24 protein-coding genes, 1 tRNA gene and 1 other RNA gene are annotated in these 25,951 nt (G+C 39.1%); 8 read left to right on the forward strand and 18 right to left on the reverse strand.

Annotated elements, in window-relative coordinates; genetic code table 11:
• The first annotated feature begins 4 nt into the window (after nt 1-4).
• From JXQ92_RS08770 to JXQ92_RS08785, 4 genes are all read left to right on the forward strand, one after another.
• Entirely contained in the window at nt 5-1,306 is a 1,302-nt protein-coding gene (locus JXQ92_RS08770; RefSeq protein ID WP_421986226.1) for a cryptochrome/photolyase family protein, read from the forward strand.
• A gap of 17 nt (nt 1,307-1,323) precedes the next feature.
• A complete protein-coding gene (locus JXQ92_RS08775) occupies nt 1,324-2,202 on the forward strand; it encodes a DUF2279 domain-containing protein (RefSeq protein ID WP_421986227.1) in 879 nt (292 codons plus the stop codon).
• A gap of 62 nt (nt 2,203-2,264) precedes the next feature.
• An RNA gene (gene rnpB, locus JXQ92_RS08780) (RNase P RNA component class A) lies at nt 2,265-2,582 on the forward strand.
• A 65-nt stretch (nt 2,583-2,647) separates the two neighbouring features.
• A complete protein-coding gene (locus tag JXQ92_RS08785) occupies nt 2,648-3,802 on the forward strand; it encodes a sigma-54-dependent transcriptional regulator (RefSeq protein WP_421986228.1) in 1,155 nt (384 codons plus the stop codon).
• A gap of 2 nt (nt 3,803-3,804) precedes the next feature.
• On the opposite strand, the gene JXQ92_RS08790 is transcribed toward JXQ92_RS08785, so the two are convergent.
• A complete protein-coding gene (locus tag JXQ92_RS08790) occupies nt 3,805-3,942 on the reverse strand; it encodes a hypothetical protein (protein ID WP_421986229.1) in 138 nt (45 codons plus the stop codon).
• A 96-nt stretch (nt 3,943-4,038) separates the two neighbouring features.
• Nucleotides 4,039-5,028: an acyl transferase gene (locus tag JXQ92_RS08795; protein ID WP_421986230.1), complete on the reverse strand. Its 990-nt coding sequence runs from the start codon at nt 5,026-5,028 to the stop codon at nt 4,039-4,041.
• Between the two features lie 68 nt (nt 5,029-5,096).
• Here JXQ92_RS08795 and JXQ92_RS08800 point away from each other — a divergent pair, with 68 nt between their 5' ends.
• Complete coding sequence (locus JXQ92_RS08800; RefSeq protein ID WP_421986231.1) at nt 5,097-5,873, forward strand: hypothetical protein; 777 nt, start codon at nt 5,097-5,099, stop codon at nt 5,871-5,873.
• A 13-nt stretch (nt 5,874-5,886) separates the two neighbouring features.
• Here the strand turns inward: JXQ92_RS08800 and JXQ92_RS08805 are convergent, their stop codons facing one another.
• Complete coding sequence (locus JXQ92_RS08805; RefSeq protein WP_421986232.1) at nt 5,887-8,292, reverse strand: alpha-ketoacid dehydrogenase subunit alpha/beta; 2,406 nt, start codon at nt 8,290-8,292, stop codon at nt 5,887-5,889.
• Nucleotides 8,293-8,639: 347 nt separating this feature from the next.
• Here JXQ92_RS08805 and ald point away from each other — a divergent pair, with 347 nt between their 5' ends.
• Both ald and JXQ92_RS08815 read left to right on the forward strand, forming a co-directional pair.
• Nucleotides 8,640-9,755, forward strand: coding sequence for an alanine dehydrogenase (gene ald, locus JXQ92_RS08810; protein WP_421986233.1), 1,116 nt, complete (start codon nt 8,640-8,642; stop codon nt 9,753-9,755).
• Nucleotides 9,756-9,836: 81 nt separating this feature from the next.
• Nucleotides 9,837-10,646, forward strand: coding sequence for an SDR family NAD(P)-dependent oxidoreductase (locus JXQ92_RS08815; protein ID WP_421986234.1), 810 nt, complete (start codon nt 9,837-9,839; stop codon nt 10,644-10,646).
• Here the strand turns inward: JXQ92_RS08815 and JXQ92_RS08820 are convergent.
• A complete protein-coding gene (locus tag JXQ92_RS08820) occupies nt 10,636-11,736 on the reverse strand; it encodes an alkane 1-monooxygenase (RefSeq protein ID WP_421986235.1) in 1,101 nt (366 codons plus the stop codon). The two genes, JXQ92_RS08815 and JXQ92_RS08820, sit on opposite strands and share 11 nt — an antisense overlap.
• A gap of 16 nt (nt 11,737-11,752) precedes the next feature.
• Complete coding sequence (locus JXQ92_RS08825; RefSeq protein ID WP_421986236.1) at nt 11,753-12,214, reverse strand: type I restriction enzyme HsdR N-terminal domain-containing protein; 462 nt, start codon at nt 12,212-12,214, stop codon at nt 11,753-11,755.
• Nucleotides 12,215-12,254: 40 nt separating this feature from the next.
• On the opposite strand from JXQ92_RS08825, the gene JXQ92_RS08830 reads away from it, so the two are divergent.
• A complete protein-coding gene (locus JXQ92_RS08830; RefSeq protein ID WP_421986237.1) occupies nt 12,255-13,028 on the forward strand; it encodes an AMP nucleosidase in 774 nt (257 codons plus the stop codon).
• A gap of 51 nt (nt 13,029-13,079) precedes the next feature.
• On the opposite strand, the gene JXQ92_RS08835 is transcribed toward JXQ92_RS08830, so the two are convergent.
• The 13 genes from JXQ92_RS08835 to JXQ92_RS08895 form a co-directional block, all read right to left on the reverse strand.
• Nucleotides 13,080-16,718: an alpha-amylase family glycosyl hydrolase gene (locus tag JXQ92_RS08835; protein WP_421986238.1), complete on the reverse strand. Its 3,639-nt coding sequence runs from the start codon at nt 16,716-16,718 to the stop codon at nt 13,080-13,082.
• Nucleotides 16,719-16,776: 58 nt separating this feature from the next.
• A complete protein-coding gene (locus tag JXQ92_RS08840; protein ID WP_421986239.1) occupies nt 16,777-17,022 on the reverse strand; it encodes a hypothetical protein in 246 nt (81 codons plus the stop codon).
• A gap of 163 nt (nt 17,023-17,185) precedes the next feature.
• On the reverse strand, nt 17,186-18,478 hold the full coding sequence (locus JXQ92_RS08845; protein WP_421986240.1) for an MFS transporter: 1,293 nt from the start codon (nt 18,476-18,478) through the stop codon (nt 17,186-17,188).
• A 119-nt stretch (nt 18,479-18,597) separates the two neighbouring features.
• Nucleotides 18,598-19,059: an ExbD/TolR family protein gene (locus tag JXQ92_RS08850; protein ID WP_421986241.1), complete on the reverse strand. Its 462-nt coding sequence runs from the start codon at nt 19,057-19,059 to the stop codon at nt 18,598-18,600.
• A 1-nt stretch (nt 19,060) separates the two neighbouring features.
• On the reverse strand, nt 19,061-19,723 hold the full coding sequence (locus tag JXQ92_RS08855) for an ExbD/TolR family protein (protein ID WP_421986242.1): 663 nt from the start codon (nt 19,721-19,723) through the stop codon (nt 19,061-19,063).
• 5 nt (nt 19,724-19,728) lie between these two features.
• Nucleotides 19,729-20,091 (reverse strand): hypothetical protein, encoded by a 363-nt coding sequence (locus JXQ92_RS08860; RefSeq protein ID WP_421986243.1) that lies wholly within the window; start codon nt 20,089-20,091, stop codon nt 19,729-19,731.
• Nucleotides 20,092-20,118: 27 nt separating this feature from the next.
• Entirely contained in the window at nt 20,119-20,931 is an 813-nt protein-coding gene (locus tag JXQ92_RS08865) for a MotA/TolQ/ExbB proton channel family protein (RefSeq protein ID WP_421986244.1), read from the reverse strand.
• A gap of 93 nt (nt 20,932-21,024) precedes the next feature.
• Nucleotides 21,025-21,112: transfer RNA gene (locus tag JXQ92_RS08870), tRNA-Ser, on the reverse strand.
• 92 nt (nt 21,113-21,204) lie between these two features.
• Entirely contained in the window at nt 21,205-22,269 is a 1,065-nt protein-coding gene (locus JXQ92_RS08875) for an asparaginase (RefSeq protein ID WP_421986245.1), read from the reverse strand.
• Nucleotides 22,262-23,029 (reverse strand): TatD family hydrolase, encoded by a 768-nt coding sequence (locus JXQ92_RS08880; protein WP_421986246.1) that lies wholly within the window; start codon nt 23,027-23,029, stop codon nt 22,262-22,264. The genes JXQ92_RS08875 and JXQ92_RS08880 overlap by 8 nt, the downstream gene beginning before the upstream one ends.
• Entirely contained in the window at nt 23,029-24,117 is a 1,089-nt protein-coding gene (locus JXQ92_RS08885; protein ID WP_421986247.1) for a glycosyltransferase, read from the reverse strand. The genes JXQ92_RS08880 and JXQ92_RS08885 overlap by 1 nt, the downstream gene beginning before the upstream one ends.
• Entirely contained in the window at nt 24,114-24,734 is a 621-nt protein-coding gene (locus JXQ92_RS08890; RefSeq protein ID WP_421986248.1) for a polysaccharide deacetylase family protein, read from the reverse strand. Before JXQ92_RS08890 ends, JXQ92_RS08885 begins: the two co-directional genes overlap by 4 nt.
• Nucleotides 24,721-25,950, reverse strand: coding sequence for a SpoIIE family protein phosphatase (locus tag JXQ92_RS08895; RefSeq protein WP_421986249.1), 1,230 nt, complete (start codon nt 25,948-25,950; stop codon nt 24,721-24,723). The genes JXQ92_RS08890 and JXQ92_RS08895 overlap by 14 nt, the downstream gene beginning before the upstream one ends.
• Nucleotide 25,951 lies beyond the last annotated feature (1 nt).

The raw sequence follows: 25,951 nt of genomic DNA on the forward strand, positions 1-25,951 counted from the left end.
TCTCATGGCTAAAATTACGATCTTCTGGTTTAGAAGAGATTTAAGATTTGTTGACAATACGGCACTTCATTATGCCCTTAATGAAAAAGAACCCGTTCTCCCAATCTTTATTTTCGATAAAGAGATTCTTGATAAGCTAGAAGACAAGTCCGACGCAAGAGTAGAATTCATTCGAGACACGATCACTCGAATGAATGAAGAACTAAAAGCAAAAGGTTCTGCCATCAAAACGTTTTACGGTAAACCCCTTGAGGCTTTTGAAGAATTGACCGCTCAATATGATATAGCTTCTGTCTTTACGAATAGAGATTATGAGCCATATGCCAATCAACGAGACAAAACCATTGAATCTTATCTAAAGGGCAAAGGCGTTAGTTTCTACACTTTCAAAGATCATGTGATCTATGAAAAAGAAGAAATAGTATCCGGGTCGGGTACTTTCTATAAGGTATTTACCCCGTATAGCAGAGTTTGGCTTTCTAAATACACCGAGCACCCACCACATATTCATGAAGATTCGCTCAAGTCAAACAACTGGTTCGAAACGGAAACGCTACCAGTGCATCAATTGGTAGAAATGGGATTTGAATCGTCTCCGATAAAAATACCAGAGCAAGATCTGGATCAAGAAATTGTGAGGAAATATACTGAGCACCGAAACTTTCCTTCATTGGATGCCACATCAAAGTTGGGTATTCACTTACGGTTCGGAACTTTGAGTATTCGAAAATTGGCGCATAAAGCATCAAGCCTGAACAAGACTTTCTTGAATGAACTGATTTGGAGAGACTTTTATGCTATGATCTTGGCCAACAATCAGTTTATAATCGATAAGGCCTTCAAACCACAGTATGATCAAATTCCGTGGAGACAAGATGAGGATGGGTTCAAAAAATGGTGCAACGGCATGACGGGCTACCCAATTGTAGATGCAGGTATGAGACAGTTAAACACCACAGGATTCATGCACAATAGAGTGCGCATGATTGTGGCCAGTTTTCTAACCAAACACTTACTGATAGACTGGCGTTGGGGTGAAGCTTACTTTGCTAAAAAACTGTTAGACTTCGATTTAGCTTCCAATAACGGTGGATGGCAATGGGCAGCAGGAACGGGTACGGACGCTCAACCCTATTTCCGTGTTTTTAATCCGACATCACAAACCGAAAAATTCGATAAAGACTTGAAGTACATTAAAAAATGGATTCCAGAATATGGTACATCGAGTTATCCTGAACCAATTGTCGAACATAAATTTGCAAGATTAAGGGCAATTGACACCTACAAAACTGCATTAGGAAAGTAGATTAATTAACTTTCAGCATGCGTAGTGTAGTTCTTGCTTTTGTTCTACTACTTTTTCAATTCAACTCCGTGGTTTCTCAAGAAACGGAAAAAGAGAAAGACAAAAAACTGAATCAATTCCTGCTGTATGGAGGGATTGGCTATGGCACTACTATGACAGCCTTAAGTCAAGCTTGGTACAAGGAACAAGGCTTAGAAAATTTCAAGTTTTTTAATGACAATGCTGAATGGCTACAAGTAGATAAGATTGGCCATAGTTACTCCACCTATAACCTATCCCGAATAAATTACGAAATACTAAAGAACACACAGCTATCTGATAAGAAGGCAATCATTTGGTCTAGTGCTGTTAGTAGCTTGTTGCTTTTACCCATCGAGATTCTAGACGGATTTTCACCTGACTTCGGGTTTTCCTATGGTGATATTATTGCCAATACCGCTGGCTCTGGACTTTTTCTAGGGCAACAACTTCTTTGGAACGAACAAAGGATCAAATTAAAGTGGAGTTTCCACCAGACAAGCCTTGCCCCTCTTAGACCTAGCCTCCTCGGTGATGGTTTGGCAGAAGAGCTTTTGAAAGATTACAATGGTCAAACATATTGGCTTTCTTTCGACATTCATTCCTTTGCTAAAGAAAGTAAGTTTCCTAAATGGCTCAATTTGGCAGTTGGTTATGGAGGTCAAGACATGATCAGAGCGAGAGATAATCAAAACTTAGCGGCGGGTTTCAACAATTTTAGGCAGTACTACTTCGGAATCGATTTCGACCTATCCTATATTAAAACAGAGAAGAAATGGCTCAAAGTTCTCCTCTTTATTGGCGACATGATTCGACTTCCTGCCCCTGCTATTGAATTAAGCAAAGGCAAAGTCAAAGGGCGACTATTATATTATTAAGCCTCAACTATCAAAACAAAGCAAAGGCGCTTCTTATCCATTCAGAGTATTATCTTTACGAACTTATAAGTGGTCTTATCGCCTCGACTTGTCGAGGAGGAAAGTCCGGGCACCACAGGGAAGCATAGCGGCTAACGGCCGTCTCTCGATTTCGGTCGAGACGGACTAGTGCAACAGAAAGTATGTACAGGTTAAGCTGTAGTGAAACCAGGTAAACTCTATGCGGTGAAATGCCACATAAGCCTACACTTGAGGGTTCCCGCCCGATGTAGGTGGGTAGGCAGATTGATTTTGGCAGCAATGCCAAGGCTAGATAAATGATAGGAACGCCTCAATTCGTTGAGGTAAGACAGAACCCGGCTTATAAGCTTATATTTTTTAAAGGTCGTGGCAAACTATTTGTATAGTATGTCACGACCTTTTAATATTGATTAAAATTCAAATCATGGCGAAAATTCTGATCATAGACGACGAACAAAGTATAAGAAGCACCTTAAGGGAGATTCTTGAATATGAAAAATATACAATCGATGAAGCCAAAGATGGTCAGGAAGGACTAGAAAAACTGATAGCCAATAAATACGATATAGCGCTTTGTGATGTTAAAATGCCGAAAATGGATGGTATTGAACTGCTTGAAAGAGTTCAAATGGCCGGGATAGACACGCAGTTTATTATGATTTCGGCCCACGGAACGATCGAAACAGCAGTTGACGCAACAAAAATGGGCGCGTTCGACTTTGTACCTAAGCCTCCAGATTTAAACAGGCTTCTATTGACCGTAAAAAACGCCTTGGATAAAAGTTCTTTAGTTACTGAAACTAAGACACTCAAAAAGAAGCTTTCCAAGCGTTATGAAATGATTGGGGAATCTGACAGTCTTTCGGAAGTAAAGGAAATGATGGATAAAGTTGGCCCAACAGATGCAAGAGTGCTTATTACTGGACCAAATGGTAGTGGTAAAGAATTGGTCGCCAGAGGAATTCACGAAAGAAGTAATCGTTCAAGTGCCCCGTTTATTGAAGTCAATTGTGCTGCTATTCCTGCGGAACTTATAGAAAGCGAGCTTTTTGGACACGAGAAAGGGGCTTTTACATCGGCACATAAGCAAAGAATCGGAAAATTCGAACAAGCGAATGAAGGAACTCTTTTTCTAGATGAGATAGGTGATATGAGCCTTTCGGCACAAGCCAAAGTATTAAGAGCACTTCAAGAGCATAAGATTACAAGAGTAGGCGGCGACAAGGACATCAACGTGAATGTTCGTGTGCTTGCTGCCACGAATAAAGACTTAAGACAAGAAATTGCTGATAGTAACTTCAGGGAAGATTTATATCACCGACTAAGTGTGATTGTCGTACAAGTACCTGCTTTGAAGGAGCGAAAAGAGGACATCTCTCTACTTGTCGATAAGTTTCTAGACGATATTGCTCACGAATACGGAACCAAGAAAAAAGAGGTAACCGATGACGGTATAGATGCATTAAAAGCCTACGATTGGTCTGGTAACATCAGAGAATTACGTAATGTTACAGAGAGATTAGTGATAATGTGTGGTGACAGTATCAACGCTGACGATGTGAAAAAGTATTTGGTCTAGTCTTAAAACTGACCTTCTTTTTTCTTTTTCTTTTCCACTTTATCAACCTTGGCATACGCTGAGCATACTTTTTGGGCGCAAGAAGTTGTCCCTAAAAATCCTAATGCCATTGCTATAACGAGTATTTTCTTCTTATTCATGTGAGTAGTTGTAAGGCAAAGTTAAAAATTAACTATTAACAAGGAAGCTCCATACTTCATATTCTTAACACCCAACGCGCCATTATGCTCTTTATTTTAAAATAACATCAGGTTACAACCACGCATTTCTGAATTGTCAATTCTACCATTTACTTCGAAGGTTCCATCCATATGAACCATCCCAAGGTCTTTGGTTTCAATGAAAGAACATGTATTCACATTCGCTAAATCGATAATATTCAGCCCACCATTTTTCCCATAGTAAGGATAGTCCAAAGGATCATTTAAATCTCTACTCAGAACTTTCATTGTATTGGCTGGCTCAAAGATGCCATTGTTTCGAGCATATGCTTGGGAGAACAATTCGGTCATACCGTACTCAGAGTGAAGTTTATTCGTCTTAAATGCAGTTTTCAATAAACGATGAACATCAGGGCGGATCATTTCCTTTCTCCTACCTTTCATTCCGCCAGTTTCCATTACAATTAATTCAGGAAATTCTAAGGGATGCGATGAAGCAAAATCCAACAAGGCAAAGGTGACCCCCCAAAGAATTGTCTTTTTACCAGTTTCTTTCAAACCGATCAATCTTTCGCGAAGCGCATCGAATTCATTCAAAAAAAATCCAGAATCAGAAGACCCAGTTTTGTTGATAAAATGATTCACCATGGAAACTAAGCCTGAATTGCCTCTTTCAAGATATGAGGGTAATAAGGCAAGGATGGTAAAATCAGATAAATCACCATACTTAACTTCGAACGTAGTGAAGCAATTTTGAAGATAAAACTCCTCGCTGAAAACATGGTGTTCGCTGGTAATTGCATCTGAAGTACCGCTACTCTCAAATATCAATTCACTGTTCCATTCTCCCGATTTTACGTTATGAGATTTGAAAAATTCAATTGGTAAAAATGGAATTTGATCGACTTGATTCACGGCATTAATATCTTTACCCAACAAGTCAGTATAAGTACGGTAGACTTCATTGTGCTGATACTGAAAATGGAAGATATCCAATGCTAATTCGTCAAATGTCGATGAATTGACAGAAAATATCCTTTGGGTTAAACTATTAATATCAGCCATCCGTTATTTAATCGAGCTAAATACTTAAGGCAAATATTGCTATTATTGTACTCTTATAAATGTTTTGCATGATAATTCGGCACAATTCAAAACAACTTCTAGCGCTAATCGCATTGTTAGCATGCATTACGGGCTGTAATCGACCTCCCGATTTATCGGATACTCCTACGATCAGCTTCGAAGATTTAACTTTTGAAACAAGAAATGAAGGCGATCCGCTTTTCGAAGAGACGGTTTTGAGCTTATCATTTAATGTAGAAGACGGCAACGGTGATTTAGGCCTTGATGGAACAGATGGCAGTACTGTTGGGTCTCTTCAATACCAACCATTTACGCTTGTATCTGACGGTGCTGGTGGGTTCATAAAATTTGGTGATCGACCAACCGACCCTGCTTTCACCTGCCTAGATTATGTAATTGAAGACCGTGAGAACCTCGACTTAAATGGTGATGAAGATTTCCTAGATACTTTATTGATCAATTTCAATGAGAACCAATTCAATATTGAGGTGGATTTTCTCGTAAAACGAGATGGCAATTTTGAAGAGCTAGAAATGAGAGCACAACCTCGAGGAAGCTCAAATGAAAATACTTTTTGCGGTATATCCTTCGACGGCCGCTTCCCATGTCTTTCTAGCGAAGACAATCCTTGCAACTTTATCAGAGATAATGACCGACCAATTGAAGGCATTATTACTTATGAAATGAATTCTGGCCTCTTCCTTCCTATTTTCAGAACGGACACTTTAATGCTTGAATTCAAGATCAGAGACAGAGCATTAAATGAAAGTAATATTGCTCAAAGCCCAGAATTTACCCTACAGAGTATTTCCCTTAATGATTAGTAATTTCTACTGCTTAGTATAAAGGAGGATATCCGACAGGATCAGACTCATTCATTAGGTCATATACAGCATCGAATACAGTGTCTGAACTTGGTTTAGAGAAGTAATCTCCATCTGAAGCATACGCAGGTCTATGTTCTTTAGCAGCAATAGTCACTGGTTGAGAATCTAAATGGAAATAAGCATTCTGCTCTTCAACAACTTTTTGCATCATATAAGCGGAAGCACCACCAGGAACATCTTCATCAGCAAATATGACCCGATTCGTTTTCTTGATTGATTCGACTATACTATGGTCAACATCGAAAGGAAGCAGTGTCTGAACATCAATAACTTCAACAGAAATACCTAAGTCTTCCAGTTCTTGAGCGGCTTGCAATACAATTCTACACATAGATCCATAAGTTACCACTGTAACATCCGAACCCTCTTTAAGCACTTCCGGTCGTCCTAGAGGCACTGTGAACTCACCAATATTATCAGGAATTCTTTCCTTCAACCTATAACCATTTAAACACTCTATGATTAATGCAGGGTCATCAGATTTAAGCATTGTATTGTAAAAGCCAGCGGCCTGTGTCATATCTCGAGGGACGAGCACATTCACTCCTCTTAAACTATTCAAGATCATTCCAATTGGTGATCCTGAATGCCATACGCCTTCTAGTCTATGACCTCTTGTACGAATTATTAATGGCGCCTTTTGGCCACCTGCGGTTCTATACTGTAATGTGGCTAAGTCATCTGAAAGTGTTTGAATCGCATAAAGCAAGTAATCCAAATACTGAATTTCCGTAATTGGTCTTAACCCTCTTAGCGCAGCACCAATTCCTTGACCAATAATAGTAGTCTCTCGAATGCCAGTATCAGTAACCCTTAGTTGACCATATTTATCTTGCAGGCCAGCAAATGCTTGGTTGACATCGCCAATTTTACCCACATCTTCACCGATAGCAAAAACTCTTGGGTCTCTACTCATAGCAGCATCAAAACAAGCTTGTAGTACTTCTCTACCATCTACCAATGGAGATGATTCTGAGAATTCAGCTTTAACCTCGTCAATACTCAGTGAAGCACTTGCTGATTGACTCATCACATGAGAATTGAATCGATCATGATTTGTTAGTTCAGATTGTTTGAACCAAGCCAATAAACTAGCTCGAGAAGCAGTTTCTTCAGTTCTAGTAATTCTAAGTACTTTCTTAACAGCTTTGAGCGTATCTAGTCGCATCGCGTTAAGCGTTTTCTTCAATTCTGAAACTATTTGGACGATTGATCCGCCAAACTGGCTTTCTTCACCCAATGCCTCCATTATTTCAACAGCCTTATCTTGGTCTGTCTTAATATCTTGCATAAACGCTTGCCATGCACTTTGTCTTGCTTGCTTGGCAAAAGCTTTTGCTTCAGTTTCTACGGCTGCAATATCTTCTTCGGTAGCCAACTCATTGTCAAGAATCCATTGTCTGAATTTCACAAGGCAGTCATGCTCTTTTTCCCAAGTCAATCGATCCTTCGACTTATATCTTTCGTGTGATCCGGAAGTAGAATGCCCTTGTGGCTGGGTCATTTCCTGAACGTGGATCATGACTGGTATATGCTTTTCGCGTGCTACTTTACTCGCTTTCTCAAAAGTTTCGAGTAGTCCTTCATAGTCCCACCCTCTTACTTTGAAAATCTCATAACCCAATTTTTCTTTTGTGCGTTGCATTCCAGAAAGGAACCCAGAAATGCTACCACCCGTTGTATGATATTCTTTTGGAACAGAAATTCCGTAGTCATCGTCCCAAACAGATAAAACCATGGGTACTTGTAAAACACCCGCGGCATTGATTGACTCAAAAAAGTGACCTTCTGAAGTAGAAGCATTACCGATTGTTCCAAAGGCAACTTCATTTCCCTTGATAGAAAAGTCTGTAAACTCGTGTAAGTCTTTATTCTGTCTGTAAAGTTTAGAAGCGTATGCTAAACCAACAAGCCTAGGCATTTGGCCTGCGGTAGGAGAAATATCAGCACTTGAATTTTTCATTTCAGTCTGTTTCTTCCACTCCCCATTTTCATCAAGTAGCCTATTGGCAAAGTGACCATTCATTGATCTACCGCCAGAAGCAGGTTCAGCCTCGGTAGATGTATGGGCATAAAGTTGGGCGAAATACTGTTGCAATGTCAGACCACCGATAGCCAACATAAAGGTTTGGTCACGATAATATCCAGATCTGAAATCACCATTTTTGAAAACCTTAGCCATAGCAATTTGCGCTAGCTCTTTACCATCACCAAATATTCCAAATTTGGCTTTACCCATAAAAACTTCTTTTCTACCAATGAGACTGGCTTCCCTACTCTCGAATACTAAACGATAATCTTGAAGAATCTCTTCACTTTTGACTTTACGCTTGTTGATTGTCTTCGTCGTTTTCACAGGCTATTAATTTGAATGAACAAATGTTGACTATAGGCAACAAAAGGGATGCAAAAATAAGCAATATTTAAAACAAATCAAATTTGGTATTTGAACCACATATCGACCGTTTATAAAATATTATTCTGTTTGTACCGCATATATTTCAGCCGAAATACGTTTTATTAATTTTATAAGAATATTATTCTCTCACCTATTTATTGAAAAGAACATAATTTTCTGTTTTGCCATTAAAGGCATATTTCCTTTCGAATACTGTCATCTAATCGCTTTTTTAATTCAATGGCAATCGTTTGTAGGTTCCACTTGTTATATTTGCCTCACAAAAATTTAAACGTCTATTTATCATGATCATTGGCGTACCCAAGGAAATAAAAAACAATGAAAACAGAGTAGCCGCTACACCTTCAGGCGTAGCAGAGCTAACCAAAAGAGGTCACACTGTTTATGTTCAATCTACAGCTGGTGTAGGAAGTGGTTTTTCTGACGAAGACTACAAGACTGCAGGTGCTAGTATTCTTCCTACAATTGAAGAAACTTATGCGATTGCTGAGATGATCATGAAGGTAAAAGAGCCTATTGAACCGGAATATAGTCTTATTAAGGAGGATCAACTTCTTTTTACCTACTTCCATTTTGCATCATATGAGCCGCTTACGAAGGCTATGATTAAAAACAAATCGGTATGTCTTGCATATGAAACTGTAGAAAAGGCCGACAGAAGCTTGCCTCTATTAGTGCCTATGTCAGAAGTTGCTGGTAGAATGGCTACTCAAAAAGGAGCTAATTACCTTGAAAAACCACTTGGTGGAATGGGTAAACTTCTTGGTGGTGTTCCAGGTGTTTTACCTGCCAATGTACTTGTATTGGGTGGTGGTATTGTTGGAACTCAAGCTGCTAAAATGGCTGCTGGCCTTGGTGCTAATGTTACTATAATGGACATTAGCCTGAACAGGTTAAGAGAGCTAGATGATATTATGCCTGCCAACGTAAATACGATGATGTCGAATGGCTACAACATTGAAGCGATGATCAAAGATGCTGACCTTATAATTGGGGCAGTGCTTATACCAGGTGCTAAAGCGCCTCACTTGATTACAAGAGCTATGTTGAAGGACATGAAACCAGGTACTGTACTCGTGGATGTAGCTGTTGATCAAGGTGGATGTATTGAGACTTGTAAACCGACAACTCATGCGGAACCAACGTTCGTAATCGACGAAGTTTTACACTACTGCGTGGCTAATATGCCAGGTGCTGTACCTTATACTTCAACGCTTGCACTTACGAATGCCACACTACCTTATGCTATCAACCTAGCGAATAAAGGGTGGAAAAAGGCCTGTCAGGAAAGCAAAGAACTCACTTTGGGACTTAATGTTGTTAAGGGTGACGTTGTTTACGAAGCGGTGGCCGAAGCATTCGACCTACCTTATGTACCTGTAGATAAATACTTAGCTTAATAGGCTTACAATATATTTGACAAAGGAATCTCTGGGAACGGAGATTCCTTTTTTTGTATATTTTTGCGCAACGAAAAAAAGATGAATGAAACGGCATTAGTTACCGGCGCTGCTGGTGGAATTGGATTAGAGTTTTGTCAGCTTCTTGGCAAAAAAGGCTATAACCTTGTTATGGTAGATTTAAATGAAACGGGTCTACTTAAGGCGAAAGAGCTTCTGGGTAAAGATATTGATACTGAGATAAGCACTTTTACACAAGATTTATCTCAAGAGGATGCCGCAGATCGAATAGTCGATTTCCTGAAGGCCGAAAACATTCACATCGACCTTCTTTTTAATAACGCTGGTTTCGGAAACTTTGGGTATTTCACAGAAAGTAGCTGGGCCAAAGATCGTGCTATGCTGCAAGTGCATATGATTACTACTACTCATTTGACCAAGCTCTTATTGCCAGCCATGGTAGAAAAAGGCAGGGGCTACATCCTTAATAATGCTTCAGTAGCTGCATTTGTACCGGGTCCTTTAATGTCTACCTACCATGCTTCAAAATCTTATCTCTTAAACTTTACGCAAGCCTTAGCCAATGAAATGAAAGGCTCTGGCATAAAGGCCACAGTACTTTGCCCGGGCATGACAAAAACTAATTTCGCCAAGGCCAACGGCAACGACGACCCGAATATTAAGTTCAATATCATGGACAGCGACTATGTAGCTGAATATGCTTTTAATGCGCTTATGAAAGGCAAAGTTGTGGCTGTTCCAGGTTTTTGGAATCAATTGAGTGCCTTCTTACCAAGACTACTTAGCAGAAATAGAGTGGCTAATATGGTGGGGAATATTCAACGAAAAAACCACGCCAAAAGAGCTGACCAAAAAGCAGTTAAGTCGTAGAATTAGGCAAAGTCTCATCTACTTTTTTCTTCCAATTAGATAATTTCGGGTTCATCAGTTTAAACCAAAGTGGTGGAATGGTCGCTAGTAAGATCATAGCCGGATAACCTGATGGTAATTGAGGAGATTCCTCATAATGCTTTAATACTTGATATCTTTTAATGGCATTTGCATGGTGATCTGAGTGCCTTTGTAATTGAAATAGGAAGAAATTACTCAGCCTGTGGTTTGAGTTCCATGAATGCATTGGATTAACTCTTTCGTACTTTCCAGGCGCTACCTCCCTCCTAACTATACCGTAATGTTCTATATAGTTTACAATTTCTAACAAGCTAAAAGCCAGAATACTTTGTAGAAAAAAGAAAGCCGGCACTTCCCAGACTATTCTACCAAAATAAAGACTCGTCGTCATTGTTAGGACGAGAGCAAATAAAATTGGAAGAATTGTATACCATATCATTTCATTCTTTATCGACCAAAACCTCAAATTCTTTCGAGACAATCTAGCCTTTTCGAGTTTCCAGGCACTTGAATAACTCCCAAATACAGACCTAAACCAAAACATATAGATTGGTTCATCTTTTCTACTTGTAGCGGGGTCGCGCGGGGTCGCGACGTATACGTGATGTCCACGATTGTGCTCGATATAAAAATGCATGTAACAAACGGTCATCAGAATAATACGACTATATAGTCTTTCTATTTTCGACTTTTTATGACCCAGCTCGTGTGCTACAGTAATCCCAATGCCACCAGTTACCAAGGCAAAGCTTGATATGAAAGCTATTAGATATAATGTAGGCATTGCACTTTCCGCAATCACATATGCTCCCCAGATTAAAAATAGGACTTGAAAAAGAGTCCATATGTAAGTGATTAATCGGTAATAGAATTTCTCGGCAAGTATGGTAGCCTGCGCATCTGTAACATTCTCAGGATCTTCACCAATAAGAGAATCGGAAATCGGGAGAATAATGAAGACAAAGACAATTGCTGAAAAATTCCAATATCCGCCAAAGTAGTACCCCAGAATTGTCAAACTGGGAATAATAAATGCTGTTAAGAATCCTATTCTCTTAATGAAGCTCACAGTTCAATTTACTTAATCAGATTAAAGCTTTCAAGCTATCGAAGTCAGGAATTTGAGTAATTGGCACAAAAGTTTCGGATGATGTTAATGAAAGGGCGGCATTCGTCACCATACCGTTCGTTACAATCAACAACTTGGCTCTAAAAACAGCATTGTAAGTGGCTAATTGCCTTACTGTTGCTTCATTAATTGCTATTGAAGGCGCCTTACATTCTACCAGAACTAATGGCTTCAGATCATTATCCATGATCATTATATCGCTTCTTTTAACTCGTGAATTATACTTAAGACCAGTTTCAACGCTGGTTAAAGGTGCCGGATAGTTAAGGTGATTATTGAGATAGTTAAGGAAGTGTTGTCTTACCCATTCTTCTGGTGTCAAAACAATGAACTTCTTCCGTATCGGATCGAAAATAGCTAACTTGCCATCTCTTTGTTCAATTCTATATTTATAAACCGGAAGATTTAGCTCCAACATATGGCAAAGCTAAAAATTTCAAACAAACCCACGCCCATCTATGAAAACCAAACATGAAATAGTCGAAAACTGGTTACCGAGATATACCGGAGTACCTCTTGACGAATTCGGAGAGTACATTTTATTAACGAACTTCATCGGTTATGTGAAAATGTTTTCAGAAAAGTTTGATGTTGAAATTAAAGGCTCTGATAAGCCTATGCAGAGTGCGACTGCTGAAAATATCACCATTATCAATTTTGGTATGGGCAGCGCAATGGCGGCTACTGTAATGGACTTATTAAGCAGTATTCACCCTAAGGCCGTCCTCTTTCTTGGGAAATGCGGGGGGCTTAAGAAAAAAACGGCACTCGGAGATTTGATTTTACCAATAGCCGCAATCCGCGGCGAGGGTACTAGCAACGACTTTATGCCTGTAGAAATTCCTGCTCTTCCTTCTTTCCGTTTACAAAGGGCGGTTTCTTCCATGATTAAGAAACATCAAAGAGATTATTGGACTGGAACTTGTTACACTACTAACAGAAGGGTTTGGGAGCACGACAAGGCCTTTAAAAAGTATTTAAGAAAGATAAGAGCCATGGCCGTGGATATGGAGACTGCTACCTTATTTACGGTTGGTTTTGTGAACGAAATACCGCGTGGCGCACTCTTACTCGTTTCAGACAATCCGATGATTGCAGAAGGTATAAAAACAGAGAGCAGTGACAAGCAGGTAACTGCTGACTACGTAAATGCTCATCTTGATATTGGCATTGATTCGCTGAGGGAATTGCGAGATTCAGGTGACTCAGTGAAACACATGAGGTTTGAATAAAAAAAGGGGAGTTTAAAAGCTCCCCTTTTTTTATATGATTAGTTAAGCGTTTTAACGAACTAATACTTTTAGGGTATAGCCTTTATGATCTGTTACAATCCTGAGTAAATAGAGACCCGATTTCAGCCCTGAAATATCTATCGGTTCCAGCCTACCATTTGAAAGCTTAGTTTCAAAAACCTTTTCTCCATTCAATCCATGAATGATTACTTGTTTTGGTACACCTGGAATTTCTCCAGAGAAATTGATAATGCCTTGCGTTGGATTTGGATAGTAATTAAAACCCGGAAGTTCATCTTCTAAACTCGTTACTTCCTTTATGATTGGGAAGTCATAGAAAATATCTCCGTTGGCTAGCACAATTCCATTTTCGAAACTACCCGGAGTTCCTTCTCCTTTTCTACTACCATCGGCATTTCTAAAAACGAACGCTAATCTATAGGCGATGTCGGTTTCACTCATTCCATAATAAGCGGTAGGCGTCATCGTAATCTGCCACTGATTGGTATTTGACGAAGACCTTGTCATTTGTCCAACGCCATCATCTTCACCCCAATTACCTATTATAAAATCGTCAAATTCAACGCTCGTTTCTGAAAGTGCAATTCCTGAATGCATATAGACTTTATCGACACCTACTAAACCTCTATTGCCAAATCGTGCATCGAAGGTCAGGGTGATTTGAGTATCTTGATCGAACTCTGCAGGTGTAATGGTTACTAGATTTCCTTCTAGCTCCATGTCTAGGAAAATTGTGCTTCCGCGAAAGCCTTTGCCTCTGTTACTATTATCAGCGTCTCTGAAATAAACTCCAAGCCTAACGGCTTCTCCCGAAGTAATAGAAAAATAATCAGTAGGCGTTATGGTGATTTCCCAGCTATCATCAGTTCCCGATACTTTAGTCATTTGCCCAAGGCCGTCGTCGGTTAGGGTACCAACGATATTCTGGAGTGTTTGAGAATTTACATCATCGAAAACAACGCCTGCATGCATATAAACTTTTTCAGCTCCTTGCAGACCATTTGTTCCGTCGAAACTTCCTTTAGTCGCATCGAAAGTTATTGTTATTTCATCATCTGGGCTGAAAACACTCGGCGATACAGTAACTGGATTTTCAAAGACTTCAACTACTCCAGTAAAGCCTTCGGATACTTGATTTGACGTAAATATTCTAAACTCTCCAGGGGCTAAAGTGATGTCTGTATTCGCATTATCAACTGTAAATGTACCACCTGAGAAGTAATCGTACCAATTTCCTGTTTGGGTATACTGTATGGCCATATCATTCTGATTAAGACCAAAATTTCCTACCACTATTACATCTAAATCATCAGAATCGATAGTTATGGATCTTGTCTCTCCACTAAAATCATAAACATAGTTTACGTTTTCTTCTTCGTTTACCATTTTTCTTAGATTGAAAATGGCTGCAAATGCGTCGTAGGTATATTTTCTCAAAGGATCTTCGTAGTAACCAAGACTTCCTTCTCCCCAAACGAGTGGTTTATTACCAACACGGCTATTGAAATTAATATCTATATCATAACCTAGTTCACCAAATTGCCAGAGCATTTTTGGGCCAGGCAGCGTATAGAGAAATGCTGCATTCATCTTTAATCTTTCAAGGGCTATCGTAGTATCTCTGGTATTGTAACCTTCTACTGCTCCACCTTCTTGAAAAACTTCCCAGAGCTGACGCTGTTCATCATGACTTTCCATATAAGAAACATGAGAACTAGCCGTGGCCCCTTGAAATGTTTCTGTCGCTTCTCCGCCAAGGGCTTTCCAATATGGGAAACCAACGTTTCTCCATAAAAGCATGCCTGCTTCGGCTAGGGCGGTCTCTTCCGCGTTATCCGCAAAGTGCTCTAGAATTACGTAAGCATCCTCGTCCGTTTCCCAAAGTTTATTGCTCATTCTTTCCAGTATATCTATTCTCGATTGATCGAAACTAGACCATGCACCTACATCTGATGGGTTATTCGTTTGGGTGAACCCTTTAGAAAGGTCGAATCTATAACCATCAAAATGGTATTCATTAATCCAATAGGCATTAACGGAATCGACAAAGTCTTGTGTGTAGGTACTTTCGTGGTTAAAGTCATACCCTACATTAAATGGGTGAGTCGCATCTTGATTAAACCATGGGCTATCTGCCGCAGGCTTTCCTGCTTGTTCATCCCAATACATTCTCACCATTGGATTTAATCCAAAGGCATGGTTCAATACCATATCTAAAATGACTGCAATCCCTTTTTCATGACAGGCTTGGATGAAATTCTTTAAATCGTCTTTCTTTCCATAGTATTTATCTGGTGCAAAAAAGTACATAGGATTATATCCCCATGACTCATTGCCTTCAAATTCCATGATGGGCATTAGCTCAATGGCATTCACGCCGAGTTCTGATAAATAGTCTAAAGTATCTACCATGTCTTTATAGTCGTGAGAACCGATAAAATCTCTCACCAGTAATTCATAAATGACTAGATCTTCTTGATCTGGGCGTTGATAGCTATCCTCAGTGGCATCCCACTCGAATGGGGTTTGGCCTGTTTCTAGTGTTGTCGCGATGGCGAAATCTGTTTTATCGTAGTCTGGGATTTCATCGTGTACTGCGGCAGGAATAAAACTATCGTTCCATGGATCTGCTACTTTATCAGCATAGGGGTCTCCAATTTTTATCGAACCTTCTACCCAATACTGAAAGACATATTCTTGGTTTGGCACAAGGTTGGTAATTTCTAACCAGAACAATTCGCCATCTGGTGTTACATTCATTAAGTAATCAGCTTCTATTGCCCAATCATTAAAATCACCAACAATGTATACAAAGTCTTTACCTGGTGCTTCTAAAACGAGCGTGGCTTTGCTTAAATCATCTTGATAATTAATTCCTTTTATCAGTCCAGCTGGTAAATCGAGTACCTCCGTGGCAGATGTGAGATTTACATTTAAGGGTTGAGATATCTCCACATCTTCTTCATTAATCGTGGCAGTTACTTTAAGCGTACCTCTAAAGCTTTGTGTAGGCTCAAAATCATAAGTGATTGTAGTACCTGCAGTTACTGATGCTTTTTCTTCAAAGCCATTTCCTTCATCTATTAAAATGGCCATTGTTGTAACACTACTGGAAGCATTACCCGAGAGTGTGATAGACTCTCCTTCTTCTACAAATATATCCTGACTTGTAGGCGCTGTAATCTGGACAAAATTGGAAACGGTTAGGTTCATGTAGATATCACCGTTGGAAGTTACCTCTCCGCCATTAATGGAACCAGGCGTTCCTGCTCCTTTAGACGAACCATCGGCATTTCGGAACACCATAGACAACCTGAACATATTCGTACCGTCTGAGACGTTATAGTAGTCTCTTGCTGTCGGTGTAAGCGTAATTTCCCATTTATCGCTTTCTCCCGAAACCTTGCTCATTAAACCTATCCCATCATCACTACCCCAATTACCAATTACATTCGTCCAATCTGTACCTGTAGGGCTATCGACAACTACTCCCGAGTGCATATAAACTTTGGAGGCACCCACTAGTCCGGCATCCCCTTCTGTTGCATCAAAAATAATTTTGATTTCTTGTTCACCATTAGCACTAGATGGCTCCAGTGTCACTATTTGCGCAGTTGCTACTGTGGCAAAAGCTATGCAAAATGATAGAGATAAGAGGAATCGGTTCATATTCATAAAGGGTTAAAAAAAGCCCATTATTGGGCTTTTTACAAAATCATTATTCTACCTATTGTGCTGTGAAAGAATACGCTCCCTTAGAAGTATCGAATGTCACAAGGTAGGTTCCTGCTGTTGCATCAGTAAAACCTACTGAAATGGAAACTGCTGCTCCTTGAACAATATTACCAGGATCATCAATAGTGATGACTGGGGCTACGTCCACAATATTAAAATCTGAACTTCCGTTGTCAAAGGAAGATATTGCAAAGGTCAATAGGACCATTGCAACCAATGGGTTGAATAAATTTTTCATGCTCTTTTTAATTCATTGAAAATCGACCTCAGCAAGTGAATATACCCGCCTTGCAGCCGTGTTAATCAATTATAAGCATAAAAGAGTGCGTTTAAACGTCTACAGAACACTAATATCATTGCAAACGTTTGCGGATTTTACAAATCCGAACTAATGATAGAAATCAAATGCCTTTGACTTTCACTTTTCGAACTAGTAAAAGACCAATGATGAAAAACACCGTGAGCCCGAGTGCACTATAACGCATAGATCCGGTAAGCAATTCAATAGAGCCGTAGGCCAATGTGCCCATGACAATAGAAAGATTAAACGTAACATTGTAGAAACTAAAAAAGGAGGCATGATCTTCTGTATTCTTAGGGATAAGTTTAGAATATGTTGATCGTGAAAGGGCTTGAATTCCTCCCATGATAATACCTACCAAAAATGCTAAGCCATAAAATTGCATTTCAGATGTCACATAATAGGCCAATACACAAACTAAAATCCAAATGGCAATCATAGTCACCAGAGAGAATATATTCCCCTTATGTTTAGAGAGTTCAGCAAAAAGATAGGCTCCTCCTATCGCTACTAATTGAATAATTAGTACAATTTGAATTAATGATGCAGTTTCTAGATTCAATTCTTTTGCTCCAAAAAGTGATGCTAAATACATGACGGCTTGCACTCCTGCGTTGAAGAAAAAGTAAGCCAATACATATCTTCTTAAATTAGGAAGTCCTTTGATTTGGCTATAGACGGTTCTTAATTCTTGATAACCCTTTTTCAACCACTCATTCGATTTCCCTCTATTATAAGGGTTGTTGGGGAGCCGTTTGAAAGTAATTTGTGAGAAGCCTATCCACCACACAGCAACGGTTAAAAAAGAAATTCGTGCCGGAAGGGAGCCTTCGACTAAGCCAAATATCTGAGGCTTTTGAATCATTATTAGATTAAATATTAATAGAATTACACTACCTATATAGCCCAATGAATAGCCTTTCGCACTTAGTTTATCATATCTATCTACTGTTGCTATTTCTGGTAAGAAGGCGTCGTAGAAAACCAATCCACCTGAATAACCGATGCTGGCCAAGATCACCATCAGTATACCAAACTCGATATTACTCCCAATAAAAAAATACATACCTGCACAGGCTAGAGCACCTAAATAGGCAAAACTTTTTAGGAAGGTCTTTTTCATCCCAGTACTATCTGCAACACCGCTTAGTAGGGGCTGCATTAGTGCTGTTAATAAAAAGGAGAATGACAGTGCATATGAATATAAAACTGTATTGGGAAGGCTCCAAAAGAGAAATTCTACCATTGTACCACCATCTGGTGACTTAGCGATATTCTCGTAATAAATGGGAAAAACGGCCGTCGTGATAGTCAACGAATAGACGGAATTTGCCCAATCGTACATACACCACCCATTGGTTATTCTTTTATCGTTTAAGATAAGTTTACTCATTCTTTGGTTCTTGACTTATTGCTATATCTAGTATTTAAACTGTTATATGTTCTAGGTAGTAGAAATAAAAAAACCTCAGCTTTCACTGAGGTTTTCAATATAATTATAAGTTATTCTCTCTAATTATCCTTTGCTTTAGTCGGCGCTGCGTACATGATTTTACGTGCATTCGCTTCTCTCAATTCCGTTTGAATATCGACGATAATACCCATTTTGGTTTTTTCGTCAACTTTCAATGAAATGGTGATTTGATCACGTTCAACCTCACTTAGCTTAGACTTTTCCTCATTTACCCATTGCACAATATTATTTGTACTGATAAATGCGTCATTTGCCTGTATTAAAGGCTCAGTACCCATGGATTCATCTTTTGGAGCACCTACATATAAATAGGTTACCAACTTCTTTTTCTCCAGTTTCACCAACTGCTCAGCTCTCGGAATTTCCTGCTTTACTTTTAATTCAGTTTCCCTCAATACGGTAGTTACCATAAAGAAGAATAAAAGCATGAAAATAATATCCGGTAGTGCAGCCGTAGGTATATCCTGACTCGATTCACTTTTCTTCTTGAACTTAGACATATTATCCTCCTACTGATGATGGTTCTGCAATTGAGATAGCCTTAGGTATACCAAGTCTAGCTCTGTCGTATAGTTCTTTCTGGCGAGGATCGTTACGGTTTAACTTTCTGAATTCTTCATCAGTTAGACCAACTCTTTCACCATAAATCCTATTGTAAGCCGCATTAAGTTCATCCAATATGCTTATGAATATTGCATAGCTACTTCCACGGTCAGCTTTCAACGAAATAATTGCACTACCAGGTCCATCCGAAGATTCGTCTGAACCAAGGCTTCTAGCAATATAAGATTTCATTGAACCAGGTAATGTTTCGTAAACATCTCTATCGCTCACCTTGCCTTTACCTTTTTTGGTATCGCTTGGGTTGCCAAAGTTGAGAACGAAATCATAAACCATTGTTCTTATCTGCGTAACATCGTCTAACGGATCGTTTTCTACAAGCAAACGGTCTTCAGAGTTAATCTGTATTTTAAACAGGTTTCTCTCTTGTTGCTTGATTTCAATCGGCTCATCGTCTTCCTGCTTAGGTGGAAGAAGAAGCGTTAGTCCTTTGTTAGTGGCAATCTGGGTTGTTACAAGGAAGAAAATCAATAGCAAGAATGCGATATCGGCCATTGACCCTGCATTTACTTCCTGACTCCCCTTGTCTTTACTTCTTGCCATAATAGTTATCTAATTATTCTTGAAACGGATGAGTATATCAATCCTACTACGGCGATAACAACTAAAATTAATGTAGTTGTCATAGCACCGCCTACAAGTTTATAAACGTTACCAGCACTTTCACCATCTGGGTCTATTGAAGACGCCTCCAAGGCTTTTGCGGTAGAAGCTCCAAATTCTGTTGGCGCCATTGAATAACCGATTAGAAATACTATTGCTAAAAGGCCAATTCCTGCTGCTCCTTTCACGAGCGTTTTTGGATTGCTAATGGCATTTGCAATGTTCATACCGATGGCTGCTACAATAGCTACCCCGATCAAAATCATTGATCCATACAATCCAATATCTATCCATTGTTCCTGACTCATAATTTATCTTTTTAGAGTTAACAATGATTACTTAGTCAGCTTATGCTTAACCAAAAGGTCTACTAAAGAAATAGACGCATCTTCCATTGAGTTTACAATAGAGTCAATTTTAGATACACAGTAGTTGTAGAATAACTGTAGGATAATCGCTACAATAAGACCAGCAACTGTTGTTAATAGTGCAACTTTAATACCTCCAGCTACTAGAGAAGGAGAAATATCACCTGCTGCTTCAATCGCATCAAATGCACCAATCATACCAATTACAGTTCCCATGAAACCAAGCATTGGTGCTAACGAGATGAAAAGAGAAATCCAAACTAGACCTCTTTCTAAACGCCCCATTTCAACAGAACCGTAGGCGATAACTGATTTTTCAACCATTTCGATGCCTTCAGACATTCTCATTAATCCTTGTGTAAAGATTGATGCGACAGGACCTCTTGTGCTTTTTGTTACCTCTTTAGCAGCTTCTACTCCACCTGATTCAAGTGCGTCTTCAACTTTACTTAAAAGCTTTTGAGTATTTGTAGTAGAAAGGTTTAAGCTGATAATTCTTTCAATAGCGATGGCTAATCCAAGAATTAAACAGATAAGTACTGGTGACATAAACTGAGGGTCACCTTCAATAAATTTATCTTTAATGATTTGATCGAAAGATTGCTCTTCTTCTTCAATTTCATATTCTGCTTGCTCTGGATACGGATCAGGTTCTTGAGCAGCTGCTAAAGTATCAGCGGCAGCTTGCTCACCGGCTACTGCTGGTGAATCCTGAGCGGCAGCGTTAAATCCAAAAGCAAAAATGCCTAGGATCATCAGTAAAGAGAATAACTTTTTCATAGTCTAGTTTTGATTAATAAAGGTTAAAACGGGTTCTAAATTATTAATAAATATCGTTAAAAGAAATTTACACTTAAAGTTTTAGTTGATCTGCGGAGAGAGAGGGATTCGAACCCTCGGTACCCTTTAGAGGTACACACGCTTTCCAAGCGTGCTCCTTAAGCCACTCGGACACCTCTCCCTTGGTGTTTCTGCGCTTCTCACAGGCTGACAAATAAATTAATAATAATTTCAGTATGCAAGCTCAATTTTGTTTTTGTCAGCTAGGAAAAATCAGTTCATTTCGCCTCTAATGGGAGTTGTTAAACAGTTTTGTATGTCTTTTATGTTTGAGTACCTCCCTAAAGCGTACATCATTTTAGTTGTGGCGGCCTCTGTCGTTAAATCTTCACCACTAATTACTCCTATTTCATCTAGTTTACTACTTGTTTCATATTTGCCGTGCATAACTTTCCCTCCATTGCATTGACTTATGTTCAATATTATCTTATCGGACTTCACGCCTTCTTCTAAGAGATTTAAAAACCATTTTTGATGTGGAACATTTCCGGCGCCATAGCTTTCAAGAATTACACCTTTTATGTTAGGCGCCTTAATTATATGATCAACGGTAGCAGGTTGAAGGCCTGGAAACAACTTAAGAACAATAACTGACGGGTTCATTTTAGTCGTCAGAACTAAATCTTTATTGGCCGAAGGCATTAAATAAGACCACTGGTAGTCAATTGTAATTCCGGCTTGCGCTAGGATCGGATAGTTTTCAGATTCAAAGGCATCAAATTGCTGGCTTTCTACTTTTTTTGCTCTATTGCCTCTAATTAATCTATTATTGAAGAAGATACATACCTCAGTTATGATTGGCTTACCTTCTTTTTTGTCTGACGCTATTTCCAGTGAGGTCACTAGATTTTCTTTAGCATCTGATCTCGGCGAAGCAATTGGCAATTGGGCTCCAGTAAAAACTACTGGTTTATCTAAGCCTTGTAGCATAAAACTTAGTGCCGACGCTGAATAGGCCATGGTATCAGTGCCATGAAGAATTAGAAACCCGTCATAATCGCTGTAGTTATTATAGATTATTTCGGCCATTTGCTGCCAATGCTTTATTTCAACACTCGATGAATCAATTGGCACTTTAAAAGAGAGTACTGATAAATTTATCTGGAGTTCTTTTATAACAGGCGCTCGTCTCAATACACTATCAAAGCCACAAGGCACGAGCGTACCACCAGCGTCATAGTCCATACCAAGTGTACCACCGGTGTATATAATCAGCAGCCTTGCTTTAGGTGCTTCGAAAAGATCGAAGTGTACTATAGTATCAAATTCATCAAGCATCGAATTGAAATAGTTTATTGGTATTGGTTATAGTCTGAGCAACAACTTCTTCAAGTGGCTTCTGATAATAGTCGGCTACTTTTTGAGCTATTTGAGCCACGTAAGCTGGCTCATTTCTTTTACCTCTATAAGGCACTGGTGCTAGATAAGGACTATCGGTTTCTAGTACTATACGATCAAGGCTAATTTCCGGAATCACTTTGTCCATTCCTGCATTCTTAAAAGTGGAAACCCCACCTAGTCCGATATAAAAACCTAATTCCTGAATCCTTTTCGCCTGATCCACATTTCCATTGAAGCAATGGAAAACTCCTGTCAGGTTTTCTTCCTTTAATGATTCTACCAAATCAATAGTCATATCTATAGACTCTCGACAATGTATAATAATAGGCTTCTTGTACTGTTTAGCCCAGTTGGCTTGAATTTTAAAGGCTTCTACCTGCTGATCTAGAAACGTTTTATCCCAATAGAGATCAGTACCCATTTCTCCTATAGCAGCAAAAGAGCGTTTACTTAACCAATCTTCTACGATGTATAACTCTTTCTCAAAATCGGTTTTCACAGAACACGGATGGAGCCCCATAGTGGCTAAACAATATTCAGGGTATTTTTCTTCAAGTGCCAACATAGCATCTACAGAAGTGTGATCTATGTTAGGCATGTAAATTCTGATTAAACCTGCCTCTTTAGCTCGATCTATCACTTCCTCCACATCTTCCTTAAACTGTTCTACATATATATGAGCGTGACTATCAATCATTAGTATTTTCTTCCTTTCCAACTGACTTTACCTACAAATATCAATCTGAGTAGCGCTAAAGTATCTAAAAGGCTTATAATAATTGGCTCCACTAAAAAAATTAATCCCTTCGAAGCTATTTTCTGTGACATCAGCCAACATTTTAGCCAGCTAAAGAAGATCCCATAGGCAAGTATAAAACATCCTAGCTCTATCTGAACGCTAAAAGCTATCAAGCCTAACACCACCCAGAGTCGAGCAAAAAATGCTGGAATGCCCAATATCAGGTGATGCGTAAATACGCCATTCATCCATCGGCAACGTTGTGTGAGCAATTCTTTAAAGGTCAATTGAGGTTTTGTGTAGGCTACCCCTTTTCCGTCAACTAGTTGAAATGTTTTGAAACAGCGGTTTTGAAATCGTTGCAAAAGTCCTAAATCTTCAACATCAGTTGGTCCTAAACCTCGGAAGCCACCTACTTGATCGTAGGCATTTTTATTAAAGGCCATATTATTTCCTAAAATGGAAATGGGTCTTATCAGGTCGGCCATGGTTTTCATAGAGTGTAAAACCGTCTGCCAGTCAATGTATTGAAGGCGAGAAATCCAGTTTGTTTTTTTGACCTGCGTAAATCCACTTACCATATCATAACCACAATGCAAGGCTGAAACCATAGTCTGGAGCCACTTGGGTGAAACCTCCATATCAGCATCTATGATTATTTGATAATCGTACCTACTTGAATCGATCAATTGACTCAACACATTGCCTTTAGCAATCAATCCGTCTTTTTGATGTTGTATGTCAACAGCTCTTACAGGTTCATATTCCGACTCGAACTGGGTTATTATTTGGGCCGTACCGTCTTCACTATCATCATTACCAACCAAAATCTCAACCAACTGCATTGGATAATCTGATGCTAAAACCGATGTTAAACAACCTCTTAGGTTGTGTTCTTCATTTCTAGCGCAAACCAAAATGCTCACGTTCGGTAACTTATCTTCGATAATGGCTTTTACCGGCTTAAACCGCGCCAGAAAGAATACATTCAGTAAACCTTCAACAATGGAGAGTAAACCATAAACTATGATCAGAAAGAGCATCATAACTTATCGAATTGAAATCCTTGCTGCTTGAAATGCTCTATATATTGAGGCAACACCTGTTTTAGATTTTCTGTAGCCTTTTCATTATCATGAAATACTATAATGGTGCCTGATGAGCTTGCGACAATGCTATTTTCTAAGATTTCACTTGGAGATAAATTGACATCATAATCTTTACTTAAAACATCCCACATAATCACTTTTCGTGCGCTAAGCGCTCTTCTTTGCTGAACTTTTAGCCTACCATAGGGCGGCCGAAAAAGGTTTGTCTCCACTCCTTGTTCTTCTAAAGCTTTATCACAGGCTGAAATATTTTGTAAGTATTCAGAGGTATTGAATTTTCTGCCATTAATATGATTGTGCGTATGATTACCAATGCTATGACCTGCCTTGATGATAGATTGAAAGACTTCAGGGTGTTTTTCGATATTTTCTCCTACACAAAAGAACGTTGCTTTTACTGTTCTCTCCTCAAGTAGATTCAATACCCATGTGGTCAATTCAGGAATCGGACCATCATCAAAAGTTAAGTAGATCTTTTTAGCGTCTTTGGGCATTCGCCAGACAAGACCTGGCCATAAGTACTTAAAAAAGAAGGGTGATTTATAGGGTATCATTTGTAATCCTACAAGATAGGAAAGTCAAATCATCATCAAAGGGGTGACCGTCTCTGTAATCGTCTAAAGCTTTCAAAAGTGCTGTATGAACTTGTTCGAGAGGCTTTCCTTGATGTGACTTTAAAAATTCTTCTAAACGTTCTGTACCAAATTCTTCGTCTTTATCATTAAAAGTCTCAGTTAAGCCATCTGTAAATAGAAAGAGTGAAAAGTCTTCAATGTCCTTCACCGTACCCATATCTATAAAAGGCAATGGGTCGAATGCACCTAGTACTGTAGAGCCTATTGTTAATTGTTGAATTCCTCCTTTTTTATCCAACAAGAGCGGTGGATTGTGACCTGAATTTACATACCTCAACTCTTTGGTACCATAGTCGTAGATGGCCATGAAAAACGTAATGAAGTTTTCACGGTTTGCATTTCTACATAAGTGATAGTTCAATTCTTGAACAACTTCCAAAGGATCGCTGGCCGTTCTCACAACTGTTCTTAGTACAGCTTGGAAGTTAGACATTAATATAGCTGCTGGAATTCCTTTGCCCGAAACATCGGCAATACAAACTACTGACTGATTCTCTTTTTCAAGTTCAATATAGTCGTAGTAATCCCCTCCTACAGTTCTGCAAGGTTGGTAAAATGCTTCAATTTGAATTCGACCTACTTTAGGTAGGTTTTTCGGGAACAAGTAATTCTGAACATTACTGGCAATTTCCATATCGCGCTGGAAAGCTTGCTGTTCCAATTGCTTTCTGGCCAAACGTTTATTTTCTATGGCCACCAACATAATATTACTGAGTGCTTGAATGAAAGTGGTATCGACTAAATCTTCTGACTTACTCTTTACTTTTACAAAAACAAAAGCTAATAACCTATCCTTATGCTTTACCGGAATGATGATATCGAACTCTGAAAAACAAGGTACTTCCAAATCCAATTTCTTGATTTCTGTAGTATCTGATACTTGCAAACAGCTGCTTCCCAATGCTACTTGTGTAAAGTCTTTTTTAGTGCCGAATTGAACTTTACACTCCCAGTCTTCTTCCTTTACATAAAGGGTAAGTTTATCTAGTTTGAGGTTGGCCCTTAGGGTAAATTCAAAAATCTTATACAGATAGTCTTCAGAAAGATTACTATTTACTGCCTGCGTAATTTCCAGAAGGGCATTTACTTCTAGTTCTTTTTGATCGTATTTATTCTGTAAACTTCCTTGCGGCATA

This window comes from Roseivirga sp. (assembly GCF_049099775.1).
Lineage (GTDB): Bacteria > Bacteroidota > Bacteroidia > Cytophagales > Cyclobacteriaceae > Roseivirga.